Source organism: Paraeggerthella sp. Marseille-Q4926 (assembly GCF_916618935.1).
Lineage (GTDB): Bacteria > Actinomycetota > Coriobacteriia > Coriobacteriales > Eggerthellaceae > Paraeggerthella > Paraeggerthella hominis.
Genome location: NZ_CAKAKF010000002.1, coordinates 1 through 15,215, shown reverse-complemented (window position 1 = coordinate 15,215; position 15,215 = coordinate 1). Strand labels below are relative to the sequence as shown.

19 protein-coding genes are annotated in these 15,215 nt (G+C 66.5%); all 19 read left to right on the top strand.

Translation table 11 applies throughout. The features are described 5' to 3' along the window. Positions 1 to 24 precede the first annotated feature (24 nt). Entirely contained in the window at positions 25 to 492 is a 468-nt protein-coding gene (locus LG373_RS03320) for a hypothetical protein (RefSeq protein WP_225749012.1), read from the top strand. Further along, positions 493 to 2,094, top strand: coding sequence for a DEAD/DEAH box helicase (locus LG373_RS03315; RefSeq protein WP_225749011.1), 1,602 nt, complete (start codon positions 493 to 495; stop codon positions 2,092 to 2,094). It abuts the gene before it with no gap. Between the two features lie 197 nt (positions 2,095 to 2,291). Continuing rightward, on the top strand, positions 2,292 to 4,613 hold the full coding sequence (locus LG373_RS03310) for an AAA family ATPase (RefSeq protein ID WP_225749010.1): 2,322 nt from the start codon (positions 2,292 to 2,294) through the stop codon (positions 4,611 to 4,613). A gap of 240 nt (positions 4,614 to 4,853) precedes the next feature. After that, a complete protein-coding gene (locus LG373_RS03305; RefSeq protein ID WP_225749009.1) occupies positions 4,854 to 5,294 on the top strand; it encodes a hypothetical protein in 441 nt (146 codons plus the stop codon). Continuing rightward, a complete protein-coding gene (locus tag LG373_RS03300) occupies positions 5,291 to 5,557 on the top strand; it encodes a hypothetical protein (RefSeq protein ID WP_225749008.1) in 267 nt (88 codons plus the stop codon). The genes LG373_RS03305 and LG373_RS03300 overlap by 4 nt, the downstream gene beginning before the upstream one ends. Next, the gene (locus tag LG373_RS03295) at positions 5,554 to 5,949 is read left to right on the top strand and encodes a RusA family crossover junction endodeoxyribonuclease (protein ID WP_225749007.1); all 396 of its coding nucleotides are present in this window, start codon (positions 5,554 to 5,556) and stop codon (positions 5,947 to 5,949) included. Before LG373_RS03300 ends, LG373_RS03295 begins: the two co-directional genes overlap by 4 nt. Then, entirely contained in the window at positions 5,946 to 6,134 is a 189-nt protein-coding gene (locus LG373_RS03290; RefSeq protein ID WP_225749006.1) for a hypothetical protein, read from the top strand. Before LG373_RS03295 ends, LG373_RS03290 begins: the two co-directional genes overlap by 4 nt. Beyond that, entirely contained in the window at positions 6,131 to 6,427 is a 297-nt protein-coding gene (locus LG373_RS03285) for a DUF4406 domain-containing protein (protein ID WP_225749005.1), read from the top strand. The genes LG373_RS03290 and LG373_RS03285 overlap by 4 nt, the downstream gene beginning before the upstream one ends. A gap of 104 nt (positions 6,428 to 6,531) precedes the next feature. Further along, positions 6,532 to 6,924: an HNH endonuclease gene (locus tag LG373_RS03280; RefSeq protein WP_225749004.1), complete on the top strand. Its 393-nt coding sequence runs from the start codon at positions 6,532 to 6,534 to the stop codon at positions 6,922 to 6,924. A 115-nt stretch (positions 6,925 to 7,039) separates the two neighbouring features. Then, complete coding sequence (locus tag LG373_RS03275) at positions 7,040 to 7,378, top strand: hypothetical protein (RefSeq protein WP_225749003.1); 339 nt, start codon at positions 7,040 to 7,042, stop codon at positions 7,376 to 7,378. Then, complete coding sequence (locus tag LG373_RS03270; protein WP_225749002.1) at positions 7,375 to 7,854, top strand: P27 family phage terminase small subunit; 480 nt, start codon at positions 7,375 to 7,377, stop codon at positions 7,852 to 7,854. Before LG373_RS03275 ends, LG373_RS03270 begins: the two co-directional genes overlap by 4 nt. Next, entirely contained in the window at positions 7,847 to 9,340 is a 1,494-nt protein-coding gene (locus LG373_RS03265) for a terminase large subunit domain-containing protein (protein WP_225749001.1), read from the top strand. The genes LG373_RS03270 and LG373_RS03265 overlap by 8 nt, the downstream gene beginning before the upstream one ends. A gap of 41 nt (positions 9,341 to 9,381) precedes the next feature. Further along, positions 9,382 to 10,917: a phage portal protein gene (locus LG373_RS03260; RefSeq protein ID WP_225749000.1), complete on the top strand. Its 1,536-nt coding sequence runs from the start codon at positions 9,382 to 9,384 to the stop codon at positions 10,915 to 10,917. Then, a complete protein-coding gene (locus tag LG373_RS03255) occupies positions 10,898 to 11,722 on the top strand; it encodes a head maturation protease, ClpP-related (RefSeq protein ID WP_225748999.1) in 825 nt (274 codons plus the stop codon). Before LG373_RS03260 ends, LG373_RS03255 begins: the two co-directional genes overlap by 20 nt. Then, the gene (locus LG373_RS03250) at positions 11,723 to 12,892 is read left to right on the top strand and encodes a phage major capsid protein (RefSeq protein WP_225748998.1); all 1,170 of its coding nucleotides are present in this window, start codon (positions 11,723 to 11,725) and stop codon (positions 12,890 to 12,892) included. Between the two features lie 3 nt (positions 12,893 to 12,895). Further along, positions 12,896 to 13,162, top strand: a complete 267-nt coding sequence (locus LG373_RS03245) for a hypothetical protein (protein ID WP_225748997.1) — start codon at positions 12,896 to 12,898, stop codon at positions 13,160 to 13,162. Further along, positions 13,159 to 13,917, top strand: coding sequence for a hypothetical protein (locus LG373_RS03240; protein WP_225748996.1), 759 nt, complete (start codon positions 13,159 to 13,161; stop codon positions 13,915 to 13,917). The genes LG373_RS03245 and LG373_RS03240 overlap by 4 nt, the downstream gene beginning before the upstream one ends. Then, positions 13,914 to 14,411 carry a hypothetical protein gene (locus tag LG373_RS03235; protein ID WP_225748995.1) on the top strand — a complete coding sequence of 166 codons (498 nt, stop codon included), beginning with the start codon at positions 13,914 to 13,916 and terminating at the stop codon, positions 14,409 to 14,411. The genes LG373_RS03240 and LG373_RS03235 overlap by 4 nt, the downstream gene beginning before the upstream one ends. Next, a partial coding sequence (locus tag LG373_RS03230; RefSeq protein ID WP_225748994.1) for a hypothetical protein occupies positions 14,408 to 15,215 on the top strand: 808 nt, incomplete at its 3' end. The genes LG373_RS03235 and LG373_RS03230, both read left to right, overlap by 4 nt.

The following is a 15,215-nucleotide window of genomic DNA, read 5'->3' as shown; positions in this document are numbered from 1 at the left end:
AATCAATTAAAGGAGAGATGAGCCATGGCAGAAGACAAGGGCGTAGCACTCGACTGGGACGACGAGGTATCCGACGACGGAGGATTCACCCTTCTCCCCGAGGGCGTGTACCAGTTCCAGGTGTCCGGCTTCGAGAGGAAGCGTTTCGACGGGTCGGCTAAGATGGCCCCGTGCCCTAAAGCCGAAGTGAAGCTCACGGTGATGACGGATACCGGCGTCGAGACCATCACCGAAAGCCTACTGCTCAACACGAAGACCGCATGGCGCATCGCCAAGTTCTTCGAGTGCCTGGGCTTCGAGAAAGATCCCGACACCGGCAAGATCCCCATGGCGTGGAGCAGGATCGATGGCATGTCCGGCTGGTTGAAAGCGACCGTCCGCGAGTATCTGAAAGACGGCGTCAAGCGGGAAGCGAACGATTTCGACTGGATCGCGCCCGCCGACGCGCCGCAGCAGGACGAGCAGCCCCAACAGCAAGGGTGGACGATGTAAATGGAGCTGCGACCGTACCAGCGTGAAGCTGTTGCGGCCATCGAGGGAGAGTGGGGGCAGGGCAGGCGGCGAACGCTGCTCGTCCTGCCCACCGGTTGCGGGAAGACGGTCGTGTTCGCGACCGTCGCCAAGAACGAAGTGGACGCAGGAGGACGCGTCCTCGTCCTGGCGCACCGGGGCGAGCTGCTCGACCAGGCCGCAGACAAGATCAAGAAAGTAGCAGGACTCGGCTGCAGCGTCGAGAAGGCCGACCGCACGTGCCTAGGGGAATGGTTCCGCGTGACCGTCGGCAGCGTCCAGACGCTCATGCGCGAGAAGCGATTGAAGCGGTTCAGCCGCGACTACTTCGACGCCATCATCGTAGACGAAGCTCACCATGCCGTCAGCGACAGCTACCGCGCCGTGCTCGAATACTTCGACGGGGCGAAGGTGCTGGGCGTTACCGCCACGCCCGACCGAGGCGACCAGGCGAGCCTGGGAAGCATGTTCGACAGCCTTGCCTACCAGTACAGCATGCCGGAGGCGATCAAGGAGGGGTACCTCTGCCCCATCAAGGCGCAGACGGTGCCGCTAAAGCTCGACCTGTCCGGGGTCGGCGTCCAGGCGGGCGATTTCAAGGCGTCCGACATAGGGACGGCCCTCGACCCGTACCTGGGCCAGATCGCCGACGAAATGGTGGCTGCCGGATGCAAGGAACGCCGGACCGTCGTATTCCTGCCGCTGGTTAAGACATCGCAGAAGTTCCGCGACATCCTGGAATCGAAAGGGTTCCGTGCGGCGGAGGTCAACGGCGAGAGCCAGGACCGAGCGGACGTGCTGGATGACTTCGACGCGGGGCGCTACGACGTGCTGTGCAACTCGATGCTGCTCACCGAGGGCTGGGACTGCCCGGCCGTCGACTGCGTAGTGGTGCTGCGCCCCACCAAGGTGCGAAGTCTCTACTGCCAGATGGTCGGGCGCGGCACGCGCCTGAGCCCCGAGACCGGCAAGGCCGAGCTGCTGCTGCTCGATTTCCTTTGGCACGTAGAGCGCCACGAGCTGTGCCGCCCTGCGCACCTCATCGCGGAGAGCGACGACGTGGCCCGCAAGATGACCGAGAACATGGAAGGCGCCGCAGGGTGCCCCGTAGACATAGAGGAGGCGGAGAAGCAGGCCGCCCAGGACGTCGTGGCCCAGCGAGAGGAGGCTCTTGCCAAAGAGCTGGCGGCATGCAAGAGCCGCAAACGGAAGCTCGTGGACCCGCTGCAGTTCGAGATGTCGATACAGGCCGAGGACCTGACGAACTACGTCCCCGCCTTCGGCTGGGAGATGGCCCCGGCCTCCGACAAGCAGATCTCCGCGCTGGAAAAGTTCGGCATATTCCCCGACGAAGTGGACAACGCCGGTAAGGCGTCGCTCCTGCTCGACAGGCTCGACAAGCGCCGCGCCGAGGGGCTTACGACGCCGAAGCAGATCCGCTTCCTGGAGCAGCGGGGCTTCCAGCACGTGGGCACGTGGGGCTTCGACGACGCGTCGAAGATGATCAGCCGCATCAGCGCGAACGGTTGGCGAACCCCTTCGACCGTCGATCCCGCGACCTACGACCCGAAGGCGGCGAGGTAAATGGCGAAAAGGAAGAAGAGCACCGGTCTCGCCAGGTGCAGGAAGGGAAACGTTCTGTTCTACTGCCATCATGAAAAAGAGATGATCCCCGTGCGCGAATGCTGGCCATGCGAAGAGTGCTGGATGACTTCGACATGGCCGTGCGGCAGATGCCAGCTCGACCCGTGTCCGTTCTCCGAAGCAGAGGAGGTTCTTCCGTGAGCGGCGAGGGCTACGACCTGACCGAGTGCCTGGACGCGATCGACCCGTCCACGCTGCAGTACCAGCAGTGGGTCGAGATCGGCATGGCGCTGAAGCACGAGGGGTACGGATTCGACGTATGGGACTCGTGGAGCCGGAGAGACGTCGCCCGCTACAAGGGCAACGGTGCGATGGAGCGCAAGTGGCGGGACTTCGGCAAATCCGCCGGAACGCCCGTCGCAGGCGGCACCATCGTGCAGACGGCCAAGGATGCGGGATGGGCTCCGCTCGCCGACATGGGGACCGCGCTCGATTGGAACGACGAGGTGTCTCCTCTCGATCCGTCGTGGATCGAGCCGGTGCACGTGGACGATCCGGGCGCCGACTGGACGGGCTGGCGCGATCTCGTACGGTATCTGGAGACGCTCTTCGACGCCAACGAGATCGTGAGCTGCGTGACGGACTCGTGGCTCGACGAGAAGGACGGCCGATGGAAGCCGAAGGGCAAGGGCGTCCACACGATGACGGCCGGGGATATCATCGCCAAGCTGCACAAGTACTGCGACGACGAGCCGATAGACTGCGTCCTCGGCAAGCCGAACGACGAGGCGGGGGCGTGGATCCGGTTCAATCCCCTGGACGGCAAGGGCGTGCGAAACGACAACGTCACCGAGTTCCGCTATGCGCTCGTGGAATCAGACGATATGGAGATAGACCGCCAGCGCGGCATCATCGAGGAGCTGGAGCTGCCCGTGGCCGCGCTGGTCCACAGTGGAAACAAGTCGCTGCACGCCATAGTGCGCGTCGACGCCAAGGACTACGACGAGTTCAGGAAGCGCGTCGACTACCTGTACCGGACATGCCAGAAGTACGGCTTGAAGCTGGACACGCAGAATAAGAATCCCAGCCGCTTGTCGCGCATGCCCGGCGTGACGCGCGGCGGCAACCGCCAGTTCCTCGTGGCGACCAACATAGGGCGCGCGTCATGGGACGAGTGGAAGGAGTGGATCGAGGAGCTGAACGACGACCTGCCCGACCCGGAGAGCCTGGCCGACGTATGGGACGAGATTCCCGACCTCGCGCCGCCGCTCATCGACGGGGTGCTGCGCCAAGGGCACAAGATGCTCATGGCGGGGCCTTCCAAGGCCGGCAAGTCGATCGCGCTCATCGAGCTGTGCATAGCCATAGCGGAAGGACGCGAATGGATGGGGTTCGGATGCGCGCAGGGACGTGTTCTGTACGTGAACCTGGAGCTAGACCGGGCAAGCTGCCTTCACCGCTTCAAGGACGTCTACGAGGCAATGGGATGCGCTGCCGGCAACGTGGCGAACATCGACATCTGGAACCTGCGCGGCAAGTCCAAGCCCATGGACCAATTGGCGCCCTCGCTGATCCGACGAGCGCTCAAAACGCGGCCCATCGCCGTGGTGATCGATCCGATCTACAAGGTCATCACGGGCGACGAGAACTCAGCCGACCAGATGGCCGCTTTTTGCAACCAGTTCGACAGGGTTGCCGACAGCCTGGGCTGCGCGGTCATTTACTGCCACCATCACAGCAAGGGGAGCCAGGGCGGCAAGCGATCCATGGACCGTTCCAGCGGGTCGGGCGTGTTCGCCCGCGACCCGGACGCGATCTTGGACATCATCGAGCTGCACCTTACCGACGCTATCAAGGAACAGCAGGAGGGAGAGGCCGTGTGCGCTCGCTGCGCCGCGTTCATGGACGAAGTGGCCGAAGTTGCCGGATGGCGCGACGTAGTGCCGCAGGACGACCAGGTTATGGAGAAGAACATGCTTGCCGCTTGCAAGGCGATGCTGGCCCCTGTCGGGGAAGGACTGGTCACCGGGCTTCTCGGAGCCGTACACGCCGCGAGAACCGCCGCAAAAGCAAAGACCGCGTGGCGCATAGAAGGCACTCTGCGAGAGTTCCCCGGATTCGATGCCGTGAACCTGTGGTTCGACTACCCGGTGCACCGGCCCGACGAGACCGGCGCGCTCGGAGACCTGGCGTTCGAGGGGGACGTGCTCGCCCTCGCAGCGGGACGGGAGGCCGGGCGGGCTAAGAAGTCAGAGAACGACGGCAAGCGCCAGAACGCGAAGAACGACCTCCTGCGCGAAGCCATGGCCGCTTGCGTCGCGGACGGGGTCGAGACGACGCGGAAGAACGTCCACGAGCGTATCGGCGAGTTCAACGGAAAACCGGTGTCCCTCGAATCGGTAAGGCGGTGGACCGACCCTAAGAAGTCGAAATGGGCGGAGATAACGGTAGACCCCGAACGCGAGAAGGAGGGCGTTCTGGTCGATTCGACCATGCAGGAAATGCTCGCTGACTGGTAGGGGGTGGCGGGGTGGCGATTCTTCCTAGTGTCGCAGGGGTGGCGGGGTGGCGATTCTAGTTATTAATAAAGAGTTTATTAACCACCCCTGCACAGGGGGAGGGATGGCAGGCACGGTGTGGGGCGAAAACCACGCCCCACACCTCTAGCGTGGGGACGCCTAGGCCATGCCACCCCGCCCCGCACGTGCTAACGGAATTTTCGAAGCGAACGGCAAATTACCAGAAAGAAGGTAGCAATTATGGACTTCGACAGGATCGTGAGAACGGACATCGAGGCGAGCGAGCGCGGCTTCACGGCCACCATGAGATTCGACGAGGCCGCCATCCGCGCGATGGTCGACGAAGTCGACGCCGAGCTGTTCGACAAGATCGCCGCGGCGCGCGGGTACCGCAGGCAGGACGTCGACGTGGCGGCGCTGCGGGCGATCGCGGCGAAGCTCGAGAACGCCGCCGACTACGGCTCGTGGCAGGCCGAGGCCGCCTGGCGCATCCGGGCAGCGATCGAGGGCGAGAAAATCCCGAAGCAGGTGAGCGGCATTCCGCACTGCCCGCGATGCCTGCACGACGTGTTCTGGCAACATGTCGGATCCACGGACGCCGAGGGGTTCGAGACGCTGCGTTGCGCAGGATGCGGCCGCGATTACCGCTACAAGCGCCCCGAGATGGGAGGCGCGAAATGAGCTGGCCAGAGCAGGAGATTATCGATACCTGTCCGTACGGCAGCGCCGTGGAAGCCGAGCGCGCGGGATTCTCGGCCTGCGAGGTCTGCGCGATACCGGACTACGCATGCGTCAAGATCGACGAGTACGAGTACGCCAGGCGCCACTGCCGGGATGGCTGCACCCACCCTGAACAGTGGCTGTACGGGTGCTGGTGCTGCGAGGAGCGCTACGACGCATACGACATGGTCGTGCCGTGCAAGCGGGAGGCGGTGAGCGAATGATCGAGTTCTTCGAGCCGATGGTGCCGCCGACCGCGACGCACAACGACCTCGTGGCCGTCTCCGATTCGCGCGGAAAGGCGCGTCTCGTCAAATCTGCGGCCCTGAAAGCGGCGGAGGCGAAGTGGGAGGCGCATCTTGCCACCTTCGCGCCTCCTGCGCCGCTCAGAGGGCCGCTGCGCGCGGATCTGAGGCTGTGCTGGCCGACCGACGGCAGGCACCCGCAAGGGACGCCGAAGGGCACCAAGCCCGACCTGGACAACGTGGAGAAGACGTTCTGGGACGTATGCCAGAAGCTCGGTTACTACAGGGGCGACCAGCAGGTAGCTGACAAGCACGTGGCGAAGATGTGGGCCGATCCCGCCGGCGTGTACTTGAGATTGGAGGAAATATGAAGTTCATCATGCTGGTGTTCGCCGGAATGACCGTGATCGCGGTGGCCGCGCTCTCCATAGCCGGGTGGCTGTTCCATGCCGGCCAGAACGTGCCCGCCTTCGCGATCCTCGTGGCCGGGGCGGCCTTCTTCTTCAGGATGCCCGCCGGCCTGTCCGTGAGCTTCGGCGAAGGCGGCGATCGGTGAGGGTCTACGTGGCGGGCCCCGTGACCGGCGTGCGCGGCCTCAACCGGTTCGCGTTCGAGGACGCCGCCGACCAGCTCGCCGAGCTCGGCCTCCGGCCCGTCGTCCCCCACTGGTTCGTCCCGCCCGACGCCGAGTGGCGCGCGGCGATGCGGTCCTGCATCGAGACGCTCGTCAAGTGCGACGGGGTCTGCCTGCTGCCGGGATGGAGGGCGAGCAGGGGCGCGCAGACCGAGTACCTGCTCGCGATGCGGCTGGGGATGGACGTGCGCGAGCTCCACCGCTGGATCGGGTGACGCCTCCCCCATCATGCACGGTGCCGGCGATCGGGCCGGCACCCTCCCGACAGCCCCGCGCCCCATCGCCGGCGCGGGGCGTCGCGCGCGAAAGGACGCACGGAATGGCCAGGAAGCTGAGGATCCCCCGACTGGTGCCCGACGGGACGGCCTGCCGCGTCGAGACGCACTCCCCCGCCCGTCCCAGGACCGGGCGCAGGCCCGACTCCGAGCGCCTGGCTTCGGAGCCGTGGCGAGCCGACGGCTACGGATCGGCGTACCGCAGATCCCGCCAGGCCGTCATCGAGCGACAGCGCGGGCGCTGCGCCGTGACCGGCGAGCAGGTGGCCGTGAAGGTGGACGGGACGTGGCGCATCTCCCAGCCAGGGGCCGGGGTGCACCATCGCGTCGCGCTCTGCGACGGCGGCGCCGACGACCAGGCGAACCTCGTGCTGCTGTCCGCCTCGGCGCACGCCCGCATCGACGCAGAGCGCAGGAGGGGTGAGGGGTCGGAATAGCCTCCCGCCCCGCTTCCCCACCGCGCGCCAGTCTCAAGAGCGCATTTCGATGAAATTGGAGTATCGGCCGTCACGCTAACGTCACGGTAAGTGACACCTCGGCGAACATCGAGGCATGGAAACCATCAAGACATGCCCAGTGTGCGGGAGCGACTTCGCGGCGAAGCGCTCTACCGCAGTGTACTGCAGCCCCGCGTGCCGTAAGGCATCCCAGCGAAAGCGTCAGCTCGAAGAGGACTCCGGCCACCTGATCCAGGTGATCAAGATGGCGCCTCCCCGCCCCGTCAAGCCGAAGCCGGCCACCGTGGACAACATCGCCGACGCGGTGATGATGGCGCGCGCCGCGTCGACGTCCCTCAACCGCTACGCCTTGTCGTGCGCTCCGGCCCTGCGGGCGGTCTGCCTCAAAGCCGCGCTCGGAATCGACGAGGCGTTGAGCGAGGCCGGGCTATGAGCCGAGGAAGGAAGCCGGCGCCCAAGCTGGCGGCTCGCGACAATCGGGATATCGACGCGGAGCCGACTATCTGCCCGCGCGCCCCCGAGGTCGTGGCCATGAACCCGTACGCCGAGCAAGCATGGCACATCGTCATGGACAACCAGACGAGGTTCCGCCGGCAGGAGCTGCCGCTGATCGAGCAGTACTGCATGGCGTACGCCATCAGCCGCCAGGCGCTCGACAACATGTCGGGCGAATACGGGACGATAAAGACCACGTGCCTAACGGCCGCCGGAAACGTCGTGCAGAACCCCGACTTCCGCACGTGGAAAGACGCGGTGAACCAGATGCGTCAGCTGTCGGGCGTGCTGGGCCTGGACACCCTCACCGCCGAACGGCTGAAGCTGACGCAAGCGGCGACCACGTCGCTCGCCGCAGACATCCCGAAGAAGGTCATGGAAGCGATGCGCACGATGCAAGGCAGCAATGGCTGAGGCGTTTCAGCCAGGCGTGGACAAGGCGCGCTGCAGCAAAGCCGGCGTGTTTATCGCCGATGCGTACGAAGCATTCCTGACGTCCCATGTGCGCCACACGGACAACGAGTTCTTCGGCGTGCCGTTTAGGCTCGATCCGTTCCAGCGCGATATGTTCTGGCGGCCCGTGTTCGGCCAGGGACGATACGTCGGCAAGGGCGCGGCGCGGCGGTTCCGCCGCAAGATCAACACGGTAGTGTTCGGCTTGCCGCGAAACTCCGGCAAGTCCGACCTCGCATGCGGAACGCTGCTCACCATCGCCACCATGGAGCCTACCCACGCAGGCGAGTACGCGATCATCGCCGGGACGAAGGTGCAGGCGTCAAAGGACATGGGCAAGCTCAAGTCGATGATCCGGCAGGATCCCGACCTGCGGGCGCTATGGGAGATACGCAAGGACGAGATCGTCAACCGCGAGACCGACGCGCGCATCATGGTCATGCCGTACTCGGAGGAGGCCCTGCAATCGTGGCACCTCAACGTCTGCATCCTGGACGAGGCCCACATCTACAGGGACAGCGCGCTGTACGACGCGGTCGTTTCCGGCAACGGAAAGATATTCGGCGCGCTCACCATCATCATCACCACCGCCGCGAAGTCTCGCAGCGGCTTCCTATGGGACAAGCTGCCCGAATGGCGCGAGGACCCTGCCGTGCACGTCGCATGGCTCGGAGCGCGCGACGACGAGGACGTGGACGACGAGCGCATGTGGAGGCGCACGCATCCCATGTCGTGGTGCGGCCTCGACTACATGCGCGACCAGAGGCGCAAGCTCTCGCGCGCCAGCTTCGAGCGATACGAGGTCAACCGCTTCCCGCTCGAGAAGTCGGCCGACCGATCAATGCGGATGTCGGACATCAGGGCTTGCCAGCGCGTGGAGAACGGCTTCGACTTCTCCAAGCGCTTCTGCCTTGCGATCGACGGCGCGACGTCGGGCGACGCATTCGCGATCGTCGCGCATCAGATCGCCGACGGCGTGGACTGCTGGCACGAGTGGGTCTACGACGACCCGGGAGAGGCCGGCTACTACCCGCTCGGCCAGATCGAGCAGCTGGTGGCGGAGCTGCACCAGCGCTACCGCTGCCCCGTCGGCATCGACCAGGCTCGGCTGCTCCTGATGGCCCAGCACCTGCAGGACGACTACGGCGTGGAGATCTACGAGGTCCCCCAATCCAACAAGGTGATGTGCCCGGCGTGCTCGCTCGTCGTGCAGGCGGTGCGCTCGCATTCCTGCGCGCTCGAAGGGTGCCCGAAGCTGGCCGACCACCTGTCGAACTGCCGCGACCTGGAGCGCGAGCCGTTCGGCAAGCGCTTCGCGTGCGAGAGGCACGGGTGCGGAACCGAGCGCATCGACGCCGCCGTCGCCGCGGCGATGGCCAAGTGGATGACCGCGACCATGCCCGAGACCCTCTCGTTCGCCGAGACCGGCGGCGTGTGGAGCGTGTGACACGAGAGGGATCATCCTCGGAAACGGCCGCTAGGAGGAACATGAGATCGCTTAAGGAGATCGTATCGGGATGGGCGTCCCCGAAGGCGCTCGCCGCAGGCTCGGCGCCCGTGGCGGGAGGCCCGCGCACGCAGCTCGACCTGCTCGACAAGATCCCGCCGAAGTCTAGGATCGAGAGGTACGGGGCCCTGCTGTCGAACGACTTCCTCGCATGCGAGACCGTCAAGGCGCGCGCGGTGCGCTCCCTGCCGGTCTCGGTGCTCATGCGCGTGGAGAACGGGCGCGTGCCGGACGACGGCCACTGGCTCGCGCCCGTGCTGCATCGCCCCAACTCGATGATGGCGTGGGGAGATCTGATCGCCTGGGCCATGATCCGGCGAGACGTCTTCGGAACGGCGTACATCCGGGTGGTCAGGGACCCGATCAGGGGCGCGGCGAGGGAGCTGCGGCCCGTGCTCGCCGCAGTCGGCTACTCGTTCGACCGCGCGACCGGCACGGCGACGTACTCGGCGGGGCGAGATTACTTCAACGATCCGTGGACGTGCCGCGAGGACGATCTCGTGGTCCTGAAGACCGACGTCAGCGAGGACGGAGGCGTCACGGGGCGGTCCATCGTGGAGATGGCGGCGAACGACATCGGGCTGTCGGTCGACCTGGTGAACTTCTACCGAACGCTGGTAGAGAACGGCAACTTCTTCCAGGGATGGCTCGAGACCGACAACCAGCTTTCCCCCGACGACGTGAAGGCGGTGCGCGAGTCGCTGGACGCGACCCGCGGCCCGGAGAACGCCGGGAGCATCCGCGTGTTCGACCGCGGGCTCAAGTACCACGACGTCTCGATCGCGCTCGACGGCATGGACATCGTCGCGCAGGAGAGGTTCGTCCTGGAGAAGGTCTGCCGAGCCTGCCACGTGGACATGCACCACGTGTTCGCAGACGACAAGGCGTCGGCCACGAGCGCGTCCGGCGCGGACATCGACTTCGTCAAGAACACCGTGGTGCCGGACGTCACGGCGATCGAGCAGGCGTTCCAGCCGGTGCTGGACCGCGCCGCGTCCCTCGGAGGGTCAGACAGCGGGTACCGCTTGAAGTTCAACGTCAACGGCCTGCTGAGGGGCGACTTCCGAACGCGAATGGAAGGGTTCCGCATCGGCGTGTACGCCGGGATATTCACGCGCGCCTGGTGCGCGACGCAGGAGGACATCCCCTGGCTGCCGGGCCAGGACAGGCTCCTGCAGCCGACCGCCTACTACGTGCTCGACGAGGACGGCATGCCCCAGCTCCCCGACGCGGCGACCGCCGGCACGTCCGGCCAGTCTGACGGCGTGTCGGGGATCGAGGAGAGGGCCGCCGCCGATTCGCTGCGAAGGCTGCAGCCGGTGATAGCGGACGCGCGGCGCAGGATCGAGAAGAGGGCGCGCGCCGACGGGGACTGCGACAGGACGCGCGACTTCGCCGCCCAGGTGATGGCCCCCGTCGAGCTGGCGGCCGCCCACTGCGGCGCGTACCTCATGACGGGCGAGCTCGTAGACGACGCGATAGCGAAAGGAACCGACGATGCCGAACAGCGAAACTAGGGAGTGGTACCGGATCAACGACTCCGCCGACGAGGTGGAGATCTCCATATACGGGGACATCGGGGACACCTGGTGGGGCGAGAGCGTGAGCGCGAAGGAGCTGCTCGACGCGCTGAAGGAGGCCGACGGCAAGCCCGTCAACCTGAGGATCAACAGCGGCGGCGGAAGCGTGTTCGACGCGTACGCCATGATGAGCGCCCTCAGGTCCCACAACGGAAGGGTCACGGCGCACGTCGACGGGGTCGCGGCGTCCGCCGCGTCGTTCCTCATCGCGGCCGCAGACGAGGTCGTCATGTCGAGCGTCGGTTGGATCATGATCCACGACGCGTCCATCTGGTGCAGCGGAACCGCGTGCGACCTGCGGGAGACGGCCGACTGGATGGAGCGCGTCGACGACCAGATTGCCGGCATCTACGCGGCGCGGGGGGCGCTGTCCAAGGAGGAGTTCGCGGCGGCCATGGACGCGACCACGTGGTACACGGCCGACGATGCCCTCGAAGCCGGCCTTGTCGACAGGGTCGAGCAGGCCGTCGCCGCAGCAGCCTGCGCCACGGACGACGCGGCCACCATCGAATCCGCTCCCCAAGGAGCGAAGGCCCTGCTAGGCGAGTTCTCGCCATGCGAGACCGTAAAGGCGCGCGCAGCGTTCCCGCCGTCCGGCTCGCGTGATCCCGCGCCAGCCGTCGCGGGTGACACGTCCGCGACCATCGCAGCAGACGGGGCGGACGGCCAGGAGGCCGGCCAGCCGGAAGCGCAGGAGCGCGTCGTCGTCATCGACTCGAAATTGTACAGATTGGAGAACTAGATGCCTGGAATCGCAACGCTGCAGGACAGCCTGCGCGAATACGAGGGTCAGGTCGCCGCGCTCGTGGCGTCCGGCGACAACGACGCCGCTCGCGAGATGAGCGGGCGCATCGCTCTGACCCGAGAACTGATCATGGACGCGGCCGCCGAGGTCGAGGCCGAGAACCGCGCGCTGCGCGAAGCAGGATCGGCGGCTCGCGCCGAGTCCGCCACTATCGGCGCGCAGCTGCTCGGCAACATCACCACGTTCGCCGGGATCTCCAACGGCTGGCAGGGCCGCGCGCCGATCGGCAACTCCATGCCGAGCCTCGCGCGCCCGGCGAACGCCGTGTCCGGGCTTACCACCCCGCAGATCTACCGCTACGACATCGGCGGCCCGGTCGCCCCGCCTGCCGGGTTCCTCGCAACGATCCCGAAGGGCGCGACCGAGGGCGACGAGCACTTCTACCGCGCCCCGGTCCTGACGAACAAAGCCGCAGGGTGGACCAGCGGCAACAAGCCCGAGTCCGCTCTCCAGTGGACCCCGGCGGTCGCCAACCTGGAGACGATCGCGCACTGGATGCCCATCAAGCGCCAGACGGCCAACCGATACAAGCTGCTCGAGAGCATCGTGACGAACTCGCTCCTGCTCGGACTCGACCTGCGCTGCAACGAGTACGCCCTGCGCGGCTCCAACAGCAGCGGCATCGTGGGCGTGCTCAACACGACCGGCATCCTCGAGCACAATAAGGCGTCAGGGAAGAACATCAAGGACACCCTCGCCGCCATGAAGCGCAAGGTCCGCGTCGCCACCGGCATCGCCCCGACGCACGTATGCCTCTCCCCGTACGCGATCGAGGAGCTGTCCGAGGAGAAGGACTCCACCGGGCGGTACCTGTTCCCTGAGATCGCAAACGGCGGCACCATCGCCGGCCTGACCGTCGTCGAGGACGTGAACATGACCGTCGCTGCTCACGACAGCGTGCAGGCCAAGGAGTCGGCGCTGGTCTACTACCCCGCCGGCGCGAGCTTCGACGTGGCCGACCCCGAAGAGGTCATCGTCGGCCTCAAGGACAGCCAGCTGATCCAGAACGAGTACACCATCCTCGCCGAAACGACCGCATGCCTGCGCGTGGACATGCCGGCGTGCTTCTGCCATTGCGCGGACCTCGGCATCGCGGCGGAGGCGTAGGCCATGGCCGGGGTCTACACGGCCGAGGAGCGCGTCGTCCGCGACGGCGTGCTTATCGCCTTCGAAGGCGAGGTCATGACGAACGAGGAGGCGGAGGCGCGAGGTCTGATCGCCGCCGTCGAAGAAGAGCCGGGACGCAAGGCGAAGACGCCGAAGGAGGAGCTGGCCGAGCGCGCCGGAGCGCTCGGCATCGAAGTGCCGAAGAAGGCGACCGTCGCCGAGATCGAGGCGCTCATCGCCGAACGCGCCGGCGGCGGGGATGCGAAATGACCCTGCTGCTCCGAAAGGACGTCGAGACGAGGTGGGCCGCATCGGACGGCCCCGTCTCGGTCGAAACGTCGGGGGCGAGCGCCACGGCCGTGTGCGGCAGCGTGAGCGCAGAGGCGCGCGTGGAAGGCGGCATGGCCGTGCTCGCGGAGAAGGACGCCGTCAAGCTCATGCCCTCGCCCGGGCGCTACGAGATCGCGTGGGAATGCGGGGTCGAATCGTTCTCGACCCATGTGGAGCGCGTCGGCGCTCGGTACTGCTCCCCCTCCGACGTGGTCTCGTACGGCCGGAAGAACAACGACGGGTTCGAGGACGAGGCCCGCTACCCAGCGGCGGACATCGCCGCCGCCATCCAGGCCGCCGAGGAGACAATCGAGGACTGCACCGGGAGGAGCTTCTGCGAGCGCGGGATCAGGGTTCGCCTGTCCCCCGGCCTCAACGAGCTGCCCGTGCAGGACGCCCGCGAAATCGACTTCGGCGAGCTTGTGAGCGACCGGCAGGCCGTGTCCGAATCGCGAGGACCGGCCAACGTGAAGTACGGCGCGACTCCCGACGCGAGGATACGCGAGGCCGCAGTGAGGCTCGCGGCTTCCGCGCTCCGTCCGCGCCTGGGTGCGGAGAACGCGCGGGGCCAGAGCGTCGACGGCGTCTACACGAGCTACACGCTCGCGACGGGCGCGGAGGGGGCGTGGACTGGCATACCGTACGTTGACGCCGTCATAGAGGGCCGCAGGTCGCGCCGCGCGGTGATCGCATGATCGCCGACGTGGCGGGGCCCGCCATCATGCGCGTCCACGCGGACCTCGAAGCCCTGTTCTCGCGCATCTCCGAGCTGGCCCCGAACGTGCCGCGGCCGCGCGTGACGCTCGACCTGCCGGGATCGGAGCCCGAGCCGCTGCACGTGGCCACATGGGGCACCGCCAGGGAGTTCGGCGTATCGGGCTTTTTGACCGGCGGCGTGCTCGGGGTCACGTTCCACGTGTGGGTCACGGTCGCGGCGACGGCCCCGACGTCCGACGAGGCCGCCAGGATAGCCAACGCCTACCAAGCGGTCGCGATGCAACTCCCTCTCGTGGACATCGACCTCGGAGGAGCCGCCAACGAGATCGGCGTCCCCCAGGTGAAGGAGGCGGAATCCTGGGGCGACTCGGACGGGCGCAGGCACGCGGGGTACCTGCTCGACTACGAGGTTTCGGTAAACGTGGCCGCCTCTCCTGAGGCTGCAAGAATCATCGAGGAGATGAGCATATGAACAAGAACCATGGAACGTTCGGACTCGGCAAGCAGACCGCCGCCGGGTCCCCTGCGGCGCCGACCGTGACCGTCCTCGCGAGCGCGGACTCCGAGGGCATCGACGCATCGACGTCCACGGACTCCGTCAGCCTGACGAACGGGAAGCGCGACACGACCGCGGGGCGCTACATATCAGGCTCCGAGGCGACCGCGAAGCTGACGACGCTCGCGTTCGCCGACTTCATCGGCATGGCGCTCTTCGGGGCGCTCGGCAGCGACTCCGTATCGGGGGAAAGCGCCCCTTACACGCACGACATCAAGATGGGCGAATCGCTTCCCTATCTGACGTTCGTCCAGCAGGTCGGGGCGTCCGACGCGGCCCTCCAGCAGCTCGAAGGATGCAAGGTGGACTCGCTTTCGATCTCCGCAGAGGGGACGAAGCCGCCCAGCGTGGAGATCGCGCTCAAGGGATGCGCGGCAAGCTGGCTCGCGGCTAAGGCATGGAACGGCCCGGCCTTCGACGCGTCCAAAGGCTGGTTCAAGACGGCGGGCGCGGAGGTCCTCTTCTCCCCCACGACCAACGAGCCCGCCGCGGTGCCTCCGTCGATCGACCTGTCGAGCCTGTCCTTCAAGGTCGAGAACGCGGTCAAAGCGTCCGTTCCCCTCGGCCAGATCGCGCCGAAGCGCCAGACGGAGAAGTCGGCCACCGTCACGGTCGAGCTCTCCGGAACGACGGATTCGACCGAGATGTACCGGCTCGTCAAGACCGGGAGCAGCTCTGGCACGTCCGTCGCGGACTCCATCGTCGTCGGCTCCCTGCAGG

Excerpts from the sequence above, each read along its gene's own strand:
- LG373_RS03275 (WP_225749003.1), top strand. The coding sequence starts at position 7,040 with ATGGAAACCATCAAGACATGCCCAGTGTGCGGGAGCGACTTCGCGGCG.
- LG373_RS03280 (WP_225749004.1), top strand. The coding sequence starts at position 6,532 with ATGGCCAGGAAGCTGAGGATCCCCCGACTGGTGCCCGACGGGACGGCC.
- LG373_RS03245 (WP_225748997.1), top strand. The coding sequence starts at position 12,896 with ATGGCCGGGGTCTACACGGCCGAGGAGCGCGTCGTCCGCGACGGCGTG.
- LG373_RS03300 (WP_225749008.1), top strand. The coding sequence starts at position 5,291 with ATGAGCTGGCCAGAGCAGGAGATTATCGATACCTGTCCGTACGGCAGC.
- LG373_RS03255 (WP_225748999.1), top strand. The coding sequence starts at position 10,898 with ATGCCGAACAGCGAAACTAGGGAGTGGTACCGGATCAACGACTCCGCC.
- LG373_RS03295 (WP_225749007.1), top strand. The coding sequence starts at position 5,554 with ATGATCGAGTTCTTCGAGCCGATGGTGCCGCCGACCGCGACGCACAAC.
- LG373_RS03270 (WP_225749002.1), top strand. The coding sequence starts at position 7,375 with ATGAGCCGAGGAAGGAAGCCGGCGCCCAAGCTGGCGGCTCGCGACAAT.
- LG373_RS03320 (WP_225749012.1), top strand. The coding sequence starts at position 25 with ATGGCAGAAGACAAGGGCGTAGCACTCGACTGGGACGACGAGGTATCC.
- LG373_RS03305 (WP_225749009.1), top strand. The coding sequence starts at position 4,854 with ATGGACTTCGACAGGATCGTGAGAACGGACATCGAGGCGAGCGAGCGC.
- LG373_RS03260 (WP_225749000.1), top strand. The coding sequence starts at position 9,382 with ATGAGATCGCTTAAGGAGATCGTATCGGGATGGGCGTCCCCGAAGGCG.
- LG373_RS03250 (WP_225748998.1), top strand. The coding sequence starts at position 11,723 with ATGCCTGGAATCGCAACGCTGCAGGACAGCCTGCGCGAATACGAGGGT.
- LG373_RS03290 (WP_225749006.1), top strand. The coding sequence starts at position 5,946 with ATGAAGTTCATCATGCTGGTGTTCGCCGGAATGACCGTGATCGCGGTG.
- LG373_RS03315 (WP_225749011.1), top strand. The coding sequence starts at position 493 with ATGGAGCTGCGACCGTACCAGCGTGAAGCTGTTGCGGCCATCGAGGGA.
- LG373_RS03240 (WP_225748996.1), top strand. The coding sequence starts at position 13,159 with ATGACCCTGCTGCTCCGAAAGGACGTCGAGACGAGGTGGGCCGCATCG.
- LG373_RS03235 (WP_225748995.1), top strand. The coding sequence starts at position 13,914 with ATGATCGCCGACGTGGCGGGGCCCGCCATCATGCGCGTCCACGCGGAC.
- LG373_RS03265 (WP_225749001.1), top strand. The coding sequence starts at position 7,847 with ATGGCTGAGGCGTTTCAGCCAGGCGTGGACAAGGCGCGCTGCAGCAAA.